The sequence below is a fragment of the Sphingobacterium sp. Mn56C genome (genome assembly GCF_049319645.1).
Taxonomy (GTDB): Bacteria; Bacteroidota; Bacteroidia; order Sphingobacteriales; family Sphingobacteriaceae; genus Sphingobacterium.
The window spans coordinates 1,066,329-1,083,158 of sequence record NZ_JBMOUC010000001.1; the positions used below are offsets into that span (position 1 = coordinate 1,066,329).

Consider the following 16,830-nt stretch of genomic DNA (forward strand, 5'->3'; position numbering starts at 1 on the left):
TTCGTCGTAGATATGCCAACTATTTGTTTATCTATACTATAAAAAATGATTGCAGATATTGAAGATAAGGCGATAAAAGAAATTTATCGAACCGCTATTATTCAACAGACCGCTTATTGGTCTAAGGTGAAAGAAATGCAAGGTTTAACTTCTAAAGCCTATGATTTCAGGGTTAAAAGTGCCGATCTATTTGTAGATGCCAAGGAGGATGCATTTATTGTGGGCGATTTACTTATTCTTATCCAAAATTTAGATGCCGACCATTGTTTGGCTTATGTGCCTTATGGGCCAGAAATAGAACCATCCGAGGAAAATCAGGGTTTCTTTTTGGAGCAGCTTTCGGAAAGCTTGCGTACTTACCTGCCCAAAAATTGTATTTTAATACGTTATGATCTTTCCTGGGAATCGCATTGGGCTAAGGACGAGGATTGTTACGACCTGCAGGGTAACTGGTTGGGCGTTCCCGAGAAAAGAATACAGGAAATACGGTTGAATTACAATACCGAAAACTGGAATTTACGTAAGGCAAATACGGATATTCTGCCGTCGAATACAATCTTTATGGATCTGCGGAAAGATCAGGACAGCCTGATGGCAGCGATGAAGCCCAAAACCCGTTACAATATAAATTTGGCTAACCGTAAGGGGGTAACCATCAAATCGTTGGGAATGGAAAGCCTGCCGGTTTGGTATGAGTTGTATAAGGAAACCGCGCAGCGGAATAATTTTATTCTAGGCGATATTAATTACTTTAGAATTGTACTTACCGCCAAGGCTAATGATACGGAATCGCCAGCACAAGTGTATTTGCTTGTCGCCGAGGTGGATGAAACGCCATTGGCCGCGATGTTTTTGGTGGTGTCGGGAAATCGCGGAACCTACCTGTATGGGGCTTCGGCAACGCAAAATAGAAATTATATGGCTACCTATGCCTTACAGTGGAAAGCCATGCAGATGGCCAAGGACTTTGGCTGTGTGGAGTATGATTTCTTTGGAGTCTCGCCAACAGCCGATCCATCACATCCGATGTATGGGTTGTATCGTTTTAAGTCTGGCTTCGGTGGCGAAATTTACCATCGTTTGGGCTGCTGGGATTATCCGCTCGATAAGCAAAAATATAATATCTATTCTTCCATGGAATTTAAGAACCAAAGCTATCATTTGTAGTTTTTTAAGCTTGGCCATAAAAAAACGCCTAGGGAGGGGATCCCTAGACGTTTTACAAACCAATTATTAACCTAAATTATGAAATATACTCTAGAAACGTTGGATTACTGGTTTTTGATACATCCAATGCTAATTTTTTTTTTACTTTTTGTTTTTCTGATATTTACATGACAAAACAGCGCGTAGGGTAGGCCTAATAGGTTTTTGGTCTGTATGATCGGACCTTGCCAGACCTACTATTTAGCCTAATGCTTTGATCTCATAAATGTGGCTTGGAATTATAACGTAGAGACTATATTTTTAGCAAAAGTATAGGGCTACATGCTATACGTTACAAAACTATAATAGAAGAATAGAATGGAAAATTATGCTGTTGTATTATCCATAATGGCGGTAATGATTGGGTTATCCGGATTGGCCGATAAAATTAAAATCGCTGTACCTGTAGTGCTCTTACTGGGGGGTATGGGAATCGGGTTTCTACCGATAATGCCTGAATTGGACTTAGACCCGGAGATTATAATGCTTCTTTTTTTACCGCCATTATTATACGATGCGGCCTTTAATATTTCCTTTCGAACGTTTCGGACGCATCTCAATACTATCAGCACCTTAGCCATAGGTCTAGTTTTTCTAACTACGGTAGGTATTGCGGTCGTGGCTTATTACCTTATTCCTGGCCTAACCTGGCCCTTGGCTTTTGTTTTAGGTGCAATTTTATCGGCTACCGATGCTGTTGCCGCCATTGGTATCACCAAAGGCCTGGGCCTTACCCATAAAACGTTGACTATTTTGGAAGGCGAGAGTTTGGTGAATGATGCTTCAGCATTAATCGCCTATCGATTTGCTGTGGCAGCAGTTACTGGTATTGCTTTTAATTTTTGGAATGCCAGTTTACAATTTATCCTGGTGTTAGGCGGAGGTTTTTTATTGGGCGTCCTGGTGACGCAGATTCTGGTTTTTGCGATACGTTTTTTTCGCAAAAATACCTTGGTCATTATCAGCTTAATGGTGCTCATGCCTTTTGTTACCTACCTTATTGCCGAGCATTTCCATGTATCCGGGGTCATTGCCGTTGTCATATTAGGCTTGGGAATGTCGCGTTTAAGTCGCTCGCGTTTTCCCGAACATATTAAGCAGCAGTCGCGCAATTTTTGGGATGTAGTTATCTTCTTATTAAATGGTTTGATTTTCTTGTTAATCGGTTTAGAGTTTCCTTATGTGCTGAAGCGCGTTCCTGCCGACCAGGTATGGTACTTTTTGGGCTATGCCTTTGTTATTGCTATTGTAGCTCTAGTAATCCGTATGTTACGCGTTTATAGTCAGCAGCATACCTTGCAAAGGGCATTCCTGGGAAAACGTAAAATTAGTAAGGAGGCCCTTTACGATTCTAAAACGAGCTTTATTCTAACCTGGTCGGGTATGCGTGGTATTGTTTCGTTGGCGATTGCACTGGGTTTACCTATTATTCTGGATAACGGGCAGGCTTTCCCGATGCGCAACGAAATTATTTTCCTTGCTATTGCTGTGGTATTGTTTTCGCTAATCGGACAGGGCCTTACTTTACCTTGGATTATAAAACGAATGGATGATAAGGAGGAAACGGCGGTTAAGAATTCCTAAAATAAGGCGGGTCTTAAAGTCTAGGTTATGGGTATAGGATACCTGTCCTATTTGGCATTACCTTTTATAAGTGGAAAGGCAAACAGGGGAAGTCTGTGTTGCCTGCGTTAGTGTTGTTGTTGGTTTTCTGCGCTTGGGAGTGCTGTAGCACGGCTAACCTTTCGGCTTAGCTATGGATTGGTTGGAATATGGCGTGTAGGCCTTGAAAAACAGTACGGTATTTATGCTGATCATCAATGACCGGGAATAAAAAACGCCGTAGGCGGGGAGCCTGCGGCGTTTTAACTAACCAATTATTAACCTAAATTATGAGCTACAAATATAAAACTATTTGTAAGACAACTAAAAGGGTTTATTATAGGTAACAACAATTTAACAATAGCCTGATTTAGGAACCTGAGTAGGGGATTTTATACGCTTGGTGTTGCTTGGGTTGCATCTATAAAAAAATCCCCTTGAAGCATGGTATGCCAAGGGGATTTTGTCCTGATAACGGATGCTTGCAACTTTTTATTGACTGTAGATCGCGTTTTTCAAGGTACTTTATGATTGGTGTACCGAGATGCTATCCTTTGCTTTTTTGAGTATTTCTTCTGATATTTCTTGTATAAGTTTATAAGTCTGTGTAGACCCGCGTAATACTCTCCCTTCAGGAAGTGCTGGTTCGACGTGAAATTTTAATCTTGTTTTTTTCCATTCTATTGGATATTTTTTCAGGTGTTTTGGAAGATGTTCCCGTATTTGGTTGTTGGTGAATGTTCCTTGAACAGGGATATGTTCACTTAGAATTATTGTAACGTGAGAGATTAAATCGGATCTTACATAACCTTTGTCGGGCTTACCCTCACGTGATACTGCAATTTTTTGTAATCCTGATTGCAGCATGTATAACTTGGGAACGGGCATATCGGGATTCATTAGGTCGGTTGCTCTTAAGCCATACATGTTTGCTATTTCAATTATGTCGTCTAGAATAGGCTTTTGTTTTCTGTTATGTATACGCGCATATTTTAGTGTGCTCCATTTTAAAAAGTTACCTATTATCGTTTTATTCAGACGAAAATGTTTCCGAAGTTTTTCTAAATTAGTATAAAACACAATCTCATCTGGCACATTTTTAAACTTTCGATTTGTTTTCATTGTCATATATCAATTTAATTTATTATATTTGTGTTGTTTGTAACTGTTTGATTGGTAGTTTTTTTTAGGGTTTTTATTACTATAAATAAAATTTTTATTTCGTTAATTACCTGAAGGTGGCTCATAAATTAATTGCAAATTTTTAGCAAACGGGACAAGTATTCTTTTAGTTGTAAATATTGCTGGGTACGGATAGCACTAACCGCATAACAGGCAGCCGTTACAACGGCACAACGTCACAACTACACGAGGGTCAGCAGAGCAGGGTTGCATGGACTTGGACATGGTCATATGCAGATCAGACTCGGATGGCTTAGTCTTTACAAATGACACAGACGGCACAGACGGCACAGAAAGCACGGGCGACACAGACCAATGGCTAGTAGTTGTTTGCTGTTGCTGCTGTTTTTATACTTTATAATTTTAATTTATAATATTTTCCAATTACAGAGCTTATAGCATCGTTTGCAAGTACAGCCTATTCTTTATGCGCTTTATATTTACATTTGATTGTATTTTTACCTAAATAGAACATCGACCTTGGTTAATAATATCTATACACCTTTCCTTTTTGCAGGAGGATGTATTTGTTTGTTATCAGATTTTTAAAAGTAGTAAAAATTTACTCTTGTCGCAAATTTTTTGCCTTAAAATTTATTAACGGACTGCCCGTGTTCCGACAATTCTATTTTTTTATGCTTACAAATAGTTTGCTTTTTGTATGCAAGATCTTGTTTTTTATGGTATATCTATAGGTGCTGGCTTTCAGGGTTAGTTTTTCCTGTATCGGCTTTAATATATGCTGAATAGAAAAAATTACTTATCGGAATTGTTGTCGTTTTCGTATTTAGGTATGGATCGATTGGTACTGCTGGGCTTTGGTTTTCTGTTTTTGCATAGTCCATTTTATCAAGCGATGTCTTTTTCCTGCCGGTTAATTTCGGATAACTTATCTTTTCGTATACCCCAAACTTTTTAGTTTATATGCTGTTAATAGGTTAACAATTACTATTAAACAGTTTTCAATTATGAACATCAAAAAAAGCATTGGTTTTTTCGGAATTGGGCTTACTGTAGTTTTTATGCAGTTTTCCTGTAAATCCAAAATTTCGGATTCAGATTTAAAGGCAAAGGTGGAAAAGGCAATTCAAGCAAACCCTAACGTCACGGTTGCTGTGAATGAGTCTGTCGTAACTTTGAGTGGTAATGTTTCTTCGGAGGCTAGTAAGGTTGCAACAGAGCAGGCTGCGAGAGATGCAGACTCCAAGCATATTAAATCTGTAGTAAACGCCATTAATGTGGTGGCACCTGTTACGCAAAACATTACGATTAACACGAGTGATAGTGATTTAGCCAATAAATTAGTAGATGCAGTAAAGGATTACCCTACGGTTACGGCAAGTGCTAAGGATGGTATTATTACCGTAAGCGGAACTATTGAGCAGTCTCGTGTTCAAGTTTTAAAACAGTCTTTGGATGCTTTAAACCCGAAACGGGTGGATCTTTCTGGATTAACGATTAAATAAAATATTAATTAAGCTTTATTATAATTATATGGCCTTAACAACAAAATATAAAGTACTGTTGGATACTGCAAATGCATCCAATATTGAGGGTTTACAGGTACAAGAGCTGGATGGGGTGCTGCATATTCGTGGTACAGCGCCTAGTGCAGATGTTAAAAATAAGCTCTGGGATGTTTATAATCAGATAGACCCTAATTTTCTAGCTGGGGATGTGGTTATGAATGTCGATGTCTCTACTGCTGTAGCGGGAAGTCAGGTAAAAGTGATTACCGAAAATTCGAATCTTAATATCCGAAAAGGACCTGGTACGGACCAGCCTATTATTGGGAAGGCAGCGAAAGGAGAGATTATTAATTTAATAAGTCGTGCTAATGACCAGTGGTGGTTGGTGCGTACAAAAAACGGCGAGGAAGGTTATTGTTATGCGCAATATTTAGAACCTCTACCTTAGTATAGAGGTAGAGACTGACCGTTCCTTACACTAAAAGCGCCAAATGGCGCTTTTAGTGTATTTGCCTGCTGTCGGTTAATAGAACGATATGGCTTTACAATCTGCTTAGGTATTTACGCTTGCCATTTTTTGATGTTGCAAGGGTAGTAAAGCTTTTAGTACTTCTGTTTATCCTGTTTTTCCTAGTGTGGCAGCCATAAAGCCCATGCTGCCAGCTTGCGCTGTATCTTTGGGCCTCCACCTGACGCGATTAGGTCCACTAAGCCAAATTACATTATCCCTATAAATTGCCATGCCCTGAAAGCTAGCCGGTATATGGGCTTAAGGTTTAAGGTACGAAGCTGTTGCGCCTGTATAGTAAAGTGCGTGCTTAGTATCACAGGACGGTTACCTATAAAGCTAATCGCTTCAGATTCCACCACTACTGCAAAAGCGCTAAAACTTCTTTTACTTCGTCACGAAGTTGTTGAAGTTCAGTTTTTAAGTGCTGCACTTCTTGCTGTAAGTCGAGTAAAGAGGCTTGGGTTTCAGCGTTGGGCGCTAAGGGCTGCTCATAATCCTCCGCATTAAATTCGCTGAAAAGATGTATATAACGCGATTCTTTTTGCCCTGCTTTCTTTGGTAGTAATTTTATATAGCCTACCGGGTCTTCCGCCAGTTTGTTTAAGGTTTGTTGTACCTCATCTAAAGATTCAAATTCATACATGCGTCCGGCGCTGTTGTTTATCTCACCAGCTGTAAGTGGGCCTTTTAAAAATAATAAGGCCAGAACTACTACCTCCGAGGGAACCAAAGGATATTTTATGGCCAGATTGTGTTTATACTTAATCACCCTGGAGCCACCGCCAACAACCGTAGAAACAAGACCTTTCTTTTTTAGGCTATCAATCGATTGTATCAAGAGGTCTTCACTATAATTTACTACGGGTTTTCGCGATGTTTTTTGATTACAGGCCAACAGTAAGGCGTTGCTGGTTAACGGATAATTTTCTGGCGTTGTTTTAGATTTCTCCATAAGCGCCCCTAATACGCGAATTTCTTCCTTGTTGAGGGTAGGTATCCCCAGTACTTCGTCCATGTTCTTGTCAGGTTTTTGATGTTCTAATATAGCAATTAATTATAAAAACAGGGTAGTTATGTGGAGGAATATACCGGACGGCAGATTTTTAGTTTCCTGCAAAAAAAAGATGTACATACTATAGTTCTTTGTATTTTCGTGTTTTTAAAGATAGAGAAATTGCTGAAGATTGCTTATCATAAAGTATATAACCATCCGCTTCCCGAAAGGCATCGCTTTCCGATGTTGAAGTATGACCTTATTGCAGAACAGCTGCAGTACGAAGGACTGGTAACTGCCGACAACTTTTTTGCACCTGATTTGCTGCGCTATGAGACTGCATGCCTGGCACATAAGCCTTCTTATGTAAACGCTGTTTTTAACTTGCAGCTGGACCCTAAGATGGTACGCCGATTAGGATTTCCGTTGTCGGAGGAGCTGCTGATCAGAGAACGTTGCTTGGTCGACGGCACCCTACAGTCGGCCTTATATGCCCTGGAATATGGGGTTTCTTTTAACGTTGCCGGAGGAACGCATCACGCGGGTTACGACTATGCTGAGGGTTTCTGTTTACTCAACGATCAGGCAATTGCGGCTGCCTACCTGATTGCACAGCAGCGGGCAAAAAAGATTTTGATAATCGATTTGGATGTCCACCAGGGAAATGGTACAGCCCATATATTCTTAGCTCGTCCTGATGTTTTCACGTTTTCAATGCATGGCGAAAAAAACTTCCCCTTTATAAAAGAACGTTCCGACTTGGATGTTCCCTTGCCGGATGGAATCGACGATGCCGCCTATCTTGCACGATTGGCCACACATTTACCGGATCTGTTTACGAGGCTGCAGCCAGATTTTGTCTTTTACCAAGCTGGTGTTGATATTTTGGAAACCGATAAACTCGGGAAACTAAAACTTACCCCTCAAGGTTGTAAACAGCGTGACCGTATGTTGTTGCAGGCATGTCGCGACAGGGATATCCCGGTTCAGGTGAGTATGGGAGGGGGGTACTCGCCAAATATAAAACATATTGTTAATGCACATGTAGAGACCTATCGTGCGGCAATTGATATCTTTGATTTTTGATCTTTAATTAAAATAAAACGTTTTTTACTTTCAACTATTCACATTTTAAAAAATACCATGTTTTTTCATCAAGACGCTTTACTCGATAATTTATCCATACATCATGTTGGCAACAAAGTTAATGACGAGTTTTATATTCTTTCGGAAGAACCTATAGACATCCATGCTGATGAGGTTCTTCCCGACCTTTTGATGCAGTATTTTATGAAACCTTTTGCCAAGCTGACCGAGGTATATCGCTTTTTTCATCCGAATGAGGAATTGCAGCTTAACGAAGTTTTTCATTTTACCAAGCGTTTTTTTGACGGGGATTTGCCCTTTCATGAATATTCTCAGCAGGTAACGAAGCATTTATACGAAGTTTCTGAACATCCGAAGATAAAATCTGGTGAGCTGTATGTTGTAGCCTTAAAAAATGTGCAGATGGAGGGAGAGGAGTTGGATGCCGTAGGGATATTTAAATCCGAAAATAAAGAAGCTTACTTAAAGGTATATCCACAGCAAGGTGGTTTTCAGGTAAATTATGAGCAGGAGGCCATCAACATTAATAAACTCGACAAAGGGGTGGTTATTGTGAATACCGAAGCTGAATTTGGATTTAAAGTGCTGGTTGTCGACCAAACTAACCAATCGGAAGCGGTGTATTGGAAAGATGACTTCCTGCAGTTAAAATCGCGGAACGATAGTTATCAGCAGACGGGTAACCTCATGAAGGTCTATAAAAACTTCGTTACCGAGAAACTGGATGAGGTTTTTGAACTGGAAGCTGCAGATAAGATTGATCTGTTAAATAAATCCATGAATTACTTTAAAAATAAAGAAAGTTTCGATATGGATGAATTTCAGGAGGAGGTAATCAGCAACCCGCAGGCTATTGATTTATTTAAAGATTATAAGCAAAATTTTGAAAATGAATTTGATATGCCATTTCAGGAGAATTTTGATATTGCTACTCCAGCTGTAAAAAAAATGCAATCGTCGTATAAATCTGTCATTAAATTAGATAAAAATTTCAGCCTTTATGTGCATGGAAAAAGGGAGTATTTAGAACAGGGCTATGACGAAGATAAGGGCATGAACTATTATAAGCTCTATTATGAAAATGAAAGTCAGTCGTAATACGCCAAAAAAACTATATGGGGCAATATTACTGTTAGTTGCTGTAATAATCGGGATGAACCTGTTTATGCAGCACCCCATATTAGTAGAAACGTATTATTCCAGAAAATTCTATCCTGTATTTTCATACCTTTCTATACTCTTATTTTCTAGCTTGCCTTTTAGCTTCGGCGATATTTTTTATGGCGCTGTGCTAGTTGCTGGCTGCTGTTGGATATATAAAACCCTGCTTTTATGGCGTAAAAAATCTTATAAACAGTTGTGGACTAATGTGCTCGGATTAGGCGTTGCGTTGCTGTCGTTGTATGTTTATTTTAATTTGAATTGGGGCTTAAATTATTATAGATTGCCCCTTGCTACCCAGCTTTCATTAAAAACCGATACCCTTGCGATGTCGGATCATTTGGCCGTGTTAGATCGTTACATCGAGAAAGCCAATAACCTTCGTGCGCAGATTGATATTGAAAAGCTGTCTAAAAATGGGGTAGCCCGGGATATCGAAGGTTATGTGCGCAAGGATACCTTGTTTTCTGCTGTTTTGGCGAAATCGCAGATTCAGTTGAAGAAGCCTGTATCGAGTATGGCGGTTTCCTATTTTAAGGTTACAGGATACCTTAATCCTTTTACTTTGGAAGCGCATATCAATGAAAATATGCCAGCACCATCGTATCCATTTGTAATGGTGCATGAGTTATGCCATCAGATGGGGATAGGTTTCGAAGATGAGTGTAATTTTATTGCATTTTTAACGCTGAAGGATCATAAAAATCCCTGGTATGCTTATGCCGCTTATTATGAGGCTATCCAATATCTGCTGATGCCTTTAGCGTTTGATAAATCGTTATTTTCATCGTATCGCAATAAGCTTTCTGACGGTATTCGACAGGATCTAAAAAATGAAGCGCTGTTTTGGCAGCAGTACAGCAGCTGGGGGGACAAACTGTTTTCCTGGTTTTATACGGGCTATTTAAAGCATAATAACCAACCCGAAGGCATGCAACGCTATAGCATGATGAGCAGATTAGTAATTGCCTGGGAATTGCAGAACAGGCCTTAAAAAACTGGATCGAAGTTGGCCGGCCAACTTCGATCCAGTTGAATTTTAAAATAACTTTATCCAGGCAGCAAAAGCTTGCATAAAGTTTGTTAAGAATGCAATTGTCTTCGGATCCTTGCATTCGCCATTTTCTTCCAATACATCGGATACATGACCAAAATAAGCCTCTGGCTGCTGCATGGTGGGCATATTTATAAATGTTAGCGTCTGGCGAAGGTGATGGTTTGCACCAAAACCACTGATATTACCCACAGAAACCGAAACAATACCTGCAGGTTTTTTATCCCATTTGTTGTGCCCGTAGGGGCGTGATGCAACATCGATAGCATTTTTTAAGACGGCAGGCATAGATCTGTTATATTCGGGTGTTACAAATAAAACAGCGTCGAGGTTTTCAATGGATTTTCTAAACGTAATATATTCCGGTGGTATCTGATCTAAATCATCGAAATCCTGATTGTAGAGTGGAATATTTGCGATATCGATAAACTCAAAGGACAATTCCTTAGGCGCTATTTCAGTTAATAATTTGGCTACTTTTTTATTGTATGACTCCTTCCTTAAGCTTCCTACAATGATACCTACCTTTTTTTCCATAGTTTATTAAAGTTTAATTGTAGGTATATAACAATTAGCGATGACAGATTGTTTTATTGCTGCTTACTGGACGGCTATACATTTGCATTGTGCAACCTGGGTTGCACAATGCAAAATAAAAAGCGAAAGACCAGATCGACGGATGCTATTCCTCGATAAGTTCCAGGATATCTTTTATCAAGGGGTAGGTGTTGAATTGTACCGATTCCAAATGTTTTGGATTTACCCATTGTGCCTCGGTAATGTCTTCTTCGACTTGAGGTACCAGCCTTGGAATTTTATTAACCCCCATATTGTACCATTTAGTTTGTTTTAGCACAAACTTCCCCTTCATATAATAGGTATGGTAAGTGGTAACCAATTTTTTGCCGAGATAATTAATATGAATTCCACACTCTTCCTCGACTTCGCGCACTGCGGCATCGCGCATTTTTTCATTTTCTTCGACTTTTCCTTTAGGTAAATCCCACTTTCCAAGCCTGTAGATAAATAAAATTTCACCTTCCCCATTACGTACAACGCCACCAGCAGCATAGATTGTTTTAACCTTGCTAAATAGGTCTTTGGCAATATCAAGTATATCTGGGTGCACAAACAAATAAGTCGTTGGGCTGTTCTTAGTAGTAGTGTTAAAAAGTTTTTCTAGATCAAGGTCTTGTAATCCAATAGTTTGAATGTTTTTTTTGATACGAGGAGCAAAATCTGCTAAAATAAGCAGGCTTTGGTTCATATAAATTTTATAAATTTGTGCCATGAATAATTTAAATGAGGTTGAACAAAAAGTTGCTGAATCCTTATTGCAAATTAAAGCAATAAAATTACAACCTAAAAATCCTTTTACGTGGGCTTCGGGTTGGAAATCTCCAATTTATTGTGATAATCGGATTACCTTATCACATCCATCTATCCGTACCTATATTCGACAAAAACTTTCGCAGTTAATTCAAGAAGAGTTCGGATCTGTAGATATGATCTCTGGCGTAGCTACGGCAGGAATTCCACAAGGTGTATTGGTTGCTCAAGATTTAGGACTTCCTTTTACTTATGTGCGTAGCAGTGCAAAGGGGCATGGCCGTCAAAATTTAATTGAAGGCGAGGTTGTTTCCGGGCAGCGTGTTGTGGTTATAGAAGACCTAGTTTCTACAGGTAAAAGCTCTTTACAGGCTGTAAAAGCCCTTCGTGAAGCTGGATGTAATGTGGTGGGCTTGGTGTCTATCTTTACCTATGGCTTGGATGAAGCGACACAAAATTTTACGGAAGCTAAATGTACTTTCCATAGTCTTTGTAACTACAATGCCTTAATTAAGGTAGCGGTAGAGAAAAGTTATGTGTTAGAGGCTGATGTGGAATTATTGGAGCAGTGGCGTGTTAACCCAGCGAACTGGGGTGCCGGTGAATAAATAATACATAAAAATTTTTAATATGGCTATTTTTCAAAATTCTATCGTTCTTGATAAACCCATTCAGGAGGTTTATACATTCCTGGCAGACTTGAACAACCACGAGCAGTTGATGCCTGAGAATATCTATAATTGGTCTTCAACAGCAGATGAAGCGCGTTTTACCATTAAAAACATGGCTAAATTAGCGCTACAGGTTAGTGCTCGTGTGGAGAATAAAGAAATAGTTTGTGTTCCTGTAGAGGAGACCCCTTTTGAGGTGAAGTTATCCTGGCAGGTCGAGGATGTTAACGCGGGGCAAACGAAAGCAACTTTTGTAATTGATGCGCAGTTGAATATGATGATGAAGATGGTAGCTTCAGGACCACTTCAAAAATTAGTGGATCATCAAGTTGCCAGCCTTAAAGAATTATTGAAATAGTTTAAACCGTTATAAAAAAAATAAAAATCGTTAGTTTTTTTGCTATCAAAAACAGCAGAAAAACTAACGATTTTCTTTTTTAGGGTAACATATTGTAACAAACGAAGCTTACGCTTCGCCATATATGGCATCGAATTCCTTTTTATATTTCGATAAAATGACCTTGCGCTTCATTTTTAAAGTGGGTGTGAGTTCATCGTTTTCAATCGTAAACTCATTACGTAAGATATAGGGTCTTTTAATCTGCTCCCAATTTCCAAAATGTTGATTAGCCTTACGTACTTCGGCATTTACCTTTTTTACGATTACATCCTGCTTTAAAAACTCTTCTCTCGGCATGGCGCTAACCTCAGGCAGGTTAGATTTTGCCCAGTCGAGCAGATTATTGTAATTCGGAACAATAAAGGCAGACGCAAATTTTTGTCCGTCGCCAACAACCATCACCTGTTCAATAAAATCGGATTCCAGAATTTTCTTTTCTATAGGTTGAGGAACGACATATTTGCCGCCAGAAATCTTAAACATCTCCTTTTTGCGATCTATAATACGAATAAAGCGCCCCTCTTCCAATACCCCTATATCACCTGTATAAAGCCAGCCATCCTGAATAGTCTTTGCGGTTTCTTCCGGGTTTTTATAATAACCCATCATCACATTAGGCCCTTTAACTAGAATCTCTCCGTCGGCGGCGAGTTTAACCTCTACATACTTTACAGGAGGCCCTACAGTACCGATTCGGGTACCCTGTATATAATGATTTACAGCAATTAAAGGGGAAGCTTCGGTTAGTCCATACCCTTCGTAAATCGGTATTCCTGCAGCCAATAATACACGGGCAAGTTTGGGCGATAGGGAAGCAGAGCCCGACGCCACTGTTACGAGCTTTCCGCCTAAGGCTTGATACCATTTATTTAAGACCAGTTTACGTGCAACAGCAAGTTTAAGCGCATAGGAAAAGCTACGATTCTCCGGGTTAGGGTCATACTTTTCACCTACAGCAACCGCCCAGTCGAAAATTTTACGTTTTGTCCCTTGTAGTTCATGCCCTTTTTTCATAATCTTTTCGTATACCTTCTCCAGAATTCGAGGTACTGCGGTCATGATATGTGGTTTTACTTCCCCCATATTTTGGCCAATTTTATCCAATCCCTCGGCGATATATACCGTAATACCAATATAGAGATACGTGTATATCACCATGCGTTCGTAGGCATGGCAGGGTGGCAAAAAGGTTAAACCTCTACTATAGGACTGCAAGGGTGTAATTTCGCGAGCCGACATTACATTGTACATAATATTCGAATGCGATAGCATTACTCCCTTAGGGTTCCCTGTAGTACCGGAGGTATAGATCAACGTGGCCAAGTCGGTCGGCAATATACGGTCGCTGCGTTCTGCGATAAGGGTATCGGCCACCGAAACCCCAATGGCTTTAATCTCATCCCAATGCCGAACATCCTCCTGTTTATCCATACAGAAAACATATTTTAAGGTGTAGATATTACTCTCCAGACCTAAAATACGGTTATAAAGGTTCTTGGTTTGGGTTACACAAAGTTTAATTTCGGCATCATTAAAAATATACTGGTAGTCGCTATCCGAAATATTGGGATAGATAGCCACCACAATGGCGCCAATCTGCTGAATAGCAAAGTCCATAATATGCCATTCCACACTGCTGTCTGCAATAAGTGCTACTTTTTCTTGGGGCTGCACGCCCAGTGCAATAAGACCCTTAGATAGCGCATTTACCGTTTCTAAGAATTCATTAACATAAATGGGGGTCCATTCTCCGTCAACTTTATGGGAAAACATAGCTAGCTCCGGAAATAATTCCTGTTGCCGCCGGGCTAAGTCAAATAATCGTAAGGTTTGTTCGTTATTCATAAAAGATAAACTATAATGATATTCCAGCTGTACAGCATCCTAAAGAATACAGGTACTCTTGCATATGCATATACAGCTACAGGCGAAATAAAGTTTGCAAATGTAAGAAAATAGTAAAGATTAGGTAATATTTGGTTGCACATAGAATACTGCCTGTTGTATTCCATATCGGTCAAAATATACTAGTTATTTTTGATAAACTAGCGGTATTTATCATTTATATTTAAAAATTTTAGGAATTAAGGAATGGATTTTTGTATGTACAGATTTAGCCATATCTTTAGGCCATGGAATTGAAATTGAAAAGACCGCTAGCTTTTTTTGACCTGGAAACAACAGGGGTAAATGTAGCTACAGATAAGATTGTGGAGATTGCAATTTTAAAGATTATGCCCGACGGTACGGAATTAGTATACCAAAAGAAGGTTAATCCTGAAATGCCAATTCCTGCTGCATCTTCTATTTTTCACGGTATCTACGATGACGATGTCAAGGATTTGCCGACTTTTAAACACTTAGCCGCAGAGGTTGCTGCTTTTATTGGGGATGCAGATCTGGCCGGATATAACTCGAATAAATTTGATGTTCCCTTGTTGATGGAAGAATTTCTGGCCGCTGGTGTGGATTTCTCCCTACATGGTCGCTCTTTTATTGATGTGCAAAATATATTCCACCAAATGGAGCAACGTACCCTAAAGGCAGCCTATAAGTTTTACTGTGGCCAGTCTTTAGAAAATGCCCATCAGGCGGAGGCCGATGTTCGTGCCACCTACGAGGTTTTAAAGGCACAGCTTAGCAAGTACGAAAATGTGGAGTTTGAAGATAAACACGGCGTTATTTCTCAGCCGGTAGTAAACGACGTAGAGGCTTTACATACATTCACGAATTTAAGTAAACCAGCAGATTTTGCTGGCAGACTTGTTTATGATGAGGAGGGAGATGTAACCATTAATTTTGGAAAACACAAAGGCCGTAAACTTGTTCAGGTTTTTGATATGGAGCCTAGCTATTATGCTTGGATGCAAAACGGTGACTTTCCCAGGTATACTAAAAAAATCCTCGAGGAACAGTGGAATGCCTACCGTAGCTTAAAGAAAGAGCACAAAACTAGCCAGCAAAAAGAAGCTACAGAAGATGTTTCGGTTAAGCAGGGTAGTGGTGCTGTTAATAAGCCTGTTATGAAAAACAAAACGGAACCTGCAAAACCTATTACTACAGATATGTTAAAAGGATTGCAGGATAAATTCAAAAAGTAAATTACAAAATATTAGATGAATACTACACAAGAAATAGAGCACCTAGCGTGTTTAATAATTGGTTCTGGACCTGCAGGTTATACCGCAGCAATTTATGCGGCGCGTGCAGATCTGAAACCGGTGGTTTATACCGGTATTGTTCCCGGTGGTCAATTAACACAGACGACAGAGGTGGATAACTTCCCTGGATATCCTAACGGTATCACGGGCCCAGTTATGATGGAGGATTTACGTGCTCAGGCCGAGCGTTTCGGCACAGAAGTACGCTTCGGTTATGTTACAAAGGTTGATTTTTCTACCTCTGGGGGCGTACACACGGTAGAAATCGATGCTGTGAAGACGGTGACTGCCGATACCGTAATTATTGCAACGGGTGCAACGGCAAAATGGCTGGGCCTTCCATCGGAGGAGAAGTATAATGGTTTTGGTGTATCTGCATGTGCCGTTTGTGACGGCTTTTTCTTTAAAGGTCAGGACGTGGCTATTGTAGGGGCTGGAGATACCGCTGCCGAGGAAGCTACCTACCTGGCTAAATTATGTAAAACCGTGCATATGTTCGTCCGTAGGGATGAGTTTCGTGCCTCCAAAGCTATGGTAAATAGGGTGTTAAATACGCCGAATATTGTGGTGTATTTCAACACAGAAACCGAAGAGATCTTGGGTGATGGTCAAGGGGTGACGGGTGTGAGAGTGATCGATACGAAATCGCAGGAATCTCAGGTGATTGATGTTACCGGCTTTTTCGTTGCCATTGGTCATAAACCGAATACCGAATTGTTCCAAGGGGTATTGGATATGGATGAAACGGGCTACTTAATTACCCAACCTAATGTGACGGCAACAAACATCCCTGGTGTATTCGCTTGTGGCGATGTGCAGGATCACGTATATCGGCAGGCGATTACTGCGGCAGGCACAGGCTGTATGGCGGCGCTGGAAGCGGAGCGCTATTTGGCTAGTAAAGGCGAATAACTGCCTGGTCATAAAGTATACGAAGGGGGAAAACATTTTCCCCCTTTTTTTGTTCTACATACACATTTTTA

Annotated in this window: 17 protein-coding genes; 12 read left to right on the top strand and 5 right to left on the bottom strand. The window is 40.0% G+C overall.

What is annotated here, in order from left to right; genetic code table 11:
* The first annotated feature begins 45 nt into the window (after positions 1–45).
* Together ACL9RF_RS04525 and ACL9RF_RS04530 are read left to right on the top strand one after the other, a co-directional pair.
* A complete protein-coding gene (locus tag ACL9RF_RS04525; RefSeq protein WP_422799401.1) occupies positions 46–1,167 on the top strand; it encodes a lipid II:glycine glycyltransferase FemX in 1,122 nt (373 codons plus the stop codon).
* 357 nt (positions 1,168–1,524) lie between these two features.
* Entirely contained in the window at positions 1,525–2,790 is a 1,266-nt protein-coding gene (locus tag ACL9RF_RS04530; protein WP_422799402.1) for a Na+/H+ antiporter, read from the top strand.
* 543 nt (positions 2,791–3,333) lie between these two features.
* Here ACL9RF_RS04530 and ACL9RF_RS04535 read toward each other — a convergent pair.
* On the bottom strand, positions 3,334–3,936 hold the full coding sequence (locus ACL9RF_RS04535; protein ID WP_422799403.1) for a hypothetical protein: 603 nt from the start codon (positions 3,934–3,936) through the stop codon (positions 3,334–3,336).
* 793 nt (positions 3,937–4,729) lie between these two features.
* Between ACL9RF_RS04535 and ACL9RF_RS04540 the strand changes: the two genes are divergently transcribed.
* The 3 genes from ACL9RF_RS04540 to ACL9RF_RS04550 are packed head-to-tail and all read left to right on the top strand — an operon-like array spanning position 4,730 to position 5,907.
* Entirely contained in the window at positions 4,730–4,909 is a 180-nt protein-coding gene (locus ACL9RF_RS04540) for a hypothetical protein (RefSeq protein ID WP_422799404.1), read from the top strand.
* 49 nt (positions 4,910–4,958) lie between these two features.
* Positions 4,959–5,456: a BON domain-containing protein gene (locus ACL9RF_RS04545; protein WP_422799405.1), complete on the top strand. Its 498-nt coding sequence runs from the start codon at positions 4,959–4,961 to the stop codon at positions 5,454–5,456.
* Between the two features lie 28 nt (positions 5,457–5,484).
* Positions 5,485–5,907 (top strand): SH3 domain-containing protein, encoded by a 423-nt coding sequence (locus ACL9RF_RS04550; protein WP_422799406.1) that lies wholly within the window; start codon positions 5,485–5,487, stop codon positions 5,905–5,907.
* A 421-nt stretch (positions 5,908–6,328) separates the two neighbouring features.
* On the opposite strand, the gene ACL9RF_RS04555 is transcribed toward ACL9RF_RS04550, so the two are convergent.
* Positions 6,329–6,985 carry a YceH family protein gene (locus ACL9RF_RS04555; RefSeq protein ID WP_422799407.1) on the bottom strand — a complete coding sequence of 219 codons (657 nt, stop codon included), beginning with the start codon at positions 6,983–6,985 and terminating at the stop codon, positions 6,329–6,331.
* Positions 6,986–7,123: 138 nt separating this feature from the next.
* On the opposite strand from ACL9RF_RS04555, the gene ACL9RF_RS04560 reads away from it, so the two are divergent.
* The 3 genes from ACL9RF_RS04560 to ACL9RF_RS04570 are packed head-to-tail and all read left to right on the top strand — an operon-like array spanning position 7,124 to position 10,226.
* Positions 7,124–8,050, top strand: coding sequence for a histone deacetylase (locus ACL9RF_RS04560; RefSeq protein ID WP_422799408.1), 927 nt, complete (start codon positions 7,124–7,126; stop codon positions 8,048–8,050).
* 57 nt (positions 8,051–8,107) lie between these two features.
* On the top strand, positions 8,108–9,169 hold the full coding sequence (locus ACL9RF_RS04565; protein ID WP_422799409.1) for a nucleoid-associated protein: 1,062 nt from the start codon (positions 8,108–8,110) through the stop codon (positions 9,167–9,169).
* Positions 9,147–10,226, top strand: coding sequence for a DUF3810 domain-containing protein (locus ACL9RF_RS04570; RefSeq protein WP_422799410.1), 1,080 nt, complete (start codon positions 9,147–9,149; stop codon positions 10,224–10,226). Before ACL9RF_RS04565 ends, ACL9RF_RS04570 begins: the two co-directional genes overlap by 23 nt.
* A 45-nt stretch (positions 10,227–10,271) precedes the next feature.
* Here ACL9RF_RS04570 and ACL9RF_RS04575 read toward each other — a convergent pair whose 3' ends face one another.
* Both ACL9RF_RS04575 and ACL9RF_RS04580 read right to left on the bottom strand, forming a co-directional pair.
* The gene (locus ACL9RF_RS04575; protein WP_422799411.1) at positions 10,272–10,823 is read right to left on the bottom strand and encodes an NADPH-dependent FMN reductase; all 552 of its coding nucleotides are present in this window, start codon (positions 10,821–10,823) and stop codon (positions 10,272–10,274) included.
* 145 nt (positions 10,824–10,968) lie between these two features.
* Positions 10,969–11,577 carry an NUDIX hydrolase gene (locus ACL9RF_RS04580; RefSeq protein WP_422799412.1) on the bottom strand — a complete coding sequence of 203 codons (609 nt, stop codon included), beginning with the start codon at positions 11,575–11,577 and terminating at the stop codon, positions 10,969–10,971.
* Here ACL9RF_RS04580 and pyrE point away from each other — a divergent pair.
* Together pyrE and ACL9RF_RS04590 are read left to right on the top strand one after the other, a co-directional pair.
* Positions 11,576–12,223 (top strand): orotate phosphoribosyltransferase, encoded by a 648-nt coding sequence (pyrE, locus tag ACL9RF_RS04585; RefSeq protein ID WP_422799413.1) that lies wholly within the window; start codon positions 11,576–11,578, stop codon positions 12,221–12,223. The two genes, ACL9RF_RS04580 and pyrE, sit on opposite strands and share 2 nt — an antisense overlap.
* 22 nt (positions 12,224–12,245) lie before the next feature.
* The gene (locus tag ACL9RF_RS04590; RefSeq protein ID WP_422799414.1) at positions 12,246–12,644 is read left to right on the top strand and encodes an SRPBCC family protein; all 399 of its coding nucleotides are present in this window, start codon (positions 12,246–12,248) and stop codon (positions 12,642–12,644) included.
* Positions 12,645–12,752: 108 nt separating this feature from the next.
* Here the strand turns inward: ACL9RF_RS04590 and ACL9RF_RS04595 are convergent, their stop codons facing one another.
* Entirely contained in the window at positions 12,753–14,531 is a 1,779-nt protein-coding gene (locus ACL9RF_RS04595; RefSeq protein ID WP_422799415.1) for an AMP-dependent synthetase/ligase, read from the bottom strand.
* 287 nt (positions 14,532–14,818) lie between these two features.
* On the opposite strand from ACL9RF_RS04595, the gene ACL9RF_RS04600 reads away from it, so the two are divergent.
* Complete coding sequence (locus ACL9RF_RS04600; RefSeq protein WP_422799416.1) at positions 14,819–15,787, top strand: exonuclease domain-containing protein; 969 nt, start codon at positions 14,819–14,821, stop codon at positions 15,785–15,787.
* Positions 15,788–15,802: 15 nt separating this feature from the next.
* The gene (gene trxB / locus ACL9RF_RS04605) at positions 15,803–16,759 is read left to right on the top strand and encodes a thioredoxin-disulfide reductase (protein WP_422799417.1); all 957 of its coding nucleotides are present in this window, start codon (positions 15,803–15,805) and stop codon (positions 16,757–16,759) included.
* Positions 16,760–16,830: the final 71 nt, after the last annotated feature.

Bases quoted from the DNA above. Each gene is read 5' to 3' on its own strand.
- ACL9RF_RS04525 (WP_422799401.1), top strand. From the start codon at position 46: ATGATTGCAGATATTGAAGATAAGGCGATAAAAGAAATTTATCGAACC.
- ACL9RF_RS04530 (WP_422799402.1), top strand. From the start codon at position 1,525: ATGGAAAATTATGCTGTTGTATTATCCATAATGGCGGTAATGATTGGG.
- ACL9RF_RS04535 (WP_422799403.1), bottom strand. From the start codon at position 3,936: ATGACAATGAAAACAAATCGAAAGTTTAAAAATGTGCCAGATGAGATT.
- ACL9RF_RS04540 (WP_422799404.1), top strand. From the start codon at position 4,730: ATGCTGAATAGAAAAAATTACTTATCGGAATTGTTGTCGTTTTCGTAT.
- ACL9RF_RS04545 (WP_422799405.1), top strand. From the start codon at position 4,959: ATGAACATCAAAAAAAGCATTGGTTTTTTCGGAATTGGGCTTACTGTA.
- ACL9RF_RS04550 (WP_422799406.1), top strand. From the start codon at position 5,485: ATGGCCTTAACAACAAAATATAAAGTACTGTTGGATACTGCAAATGCA.
- ACL9RF_RS04555 (WP_422799407.1), bottom strand. From the start codon at position 6,985: ATGGACGAAGTACTGGGGATACCTACCCTCAACAAGGAAGAAATTCGC.
- ACL9RF_RS04565 (WP_422799409.1), top strand. From the start codon at position 8,108: ATGTTTTTTCATCAAGACGCTTTACTCGATAATTTATCCATACATCAT.
- ACL9RF_RS04570 (WP_422799410.1), top strand. From the start codon at position 9,147: ATGAAAATGAAAGTCAGTCGTAATACGCCAAAAAAACTATATGGGGCA.
- ACL9RF_RS04575 (WP_422799411.1), bottom strand. From the start codon at position 10,823: ATGGAAAAAAAGGTAGGTATCATTGTAGGAAGCTTAAGGAAGGAGTCA.
- pyrE (WP_422799413.1), top strand. From the start codon at position 11,576: ATGAATAATTTAAATGAGGTTGAACAAAAAGTTGCTGAATCCTTATTG.
- ACL9RF_RS04580 (WP_422799412.1), bottom strand. From the start codon at position 11,577: ATGGCACAAATTTATAAAATTTATATGAACCAAAGCCTGCTTATTTTA.
- ACL9RF_RS04590 (WP_422799414.1), top strand. From the start codon at position 12,246: ATGGCTATTTTTCAAAATTCTATCGTTCTTGATAAACCCATTCAGGAG.
- ACL9RF_RS04595 (WP_422799415.1), bottom strand. From the start codon at position 14,531: ATGAATAACGAACAAACCTTACGATTATTTGACTTAGCCCGGCGGCAA.
- ACL9RF_RS04600 (WP_422799416.1), top strand. From the start codon at position 14,819: ATGGAATTGAAATTGAAAAGACCGCTAGCTTTTTTTGACCTGGAAACA.
- trxB (WP_422799417.1), top strand. From the start codon at position 15,803: ATGAATACTACACAAGAAATAGAGCACCTAGCGTGTTTAATAATTGGT.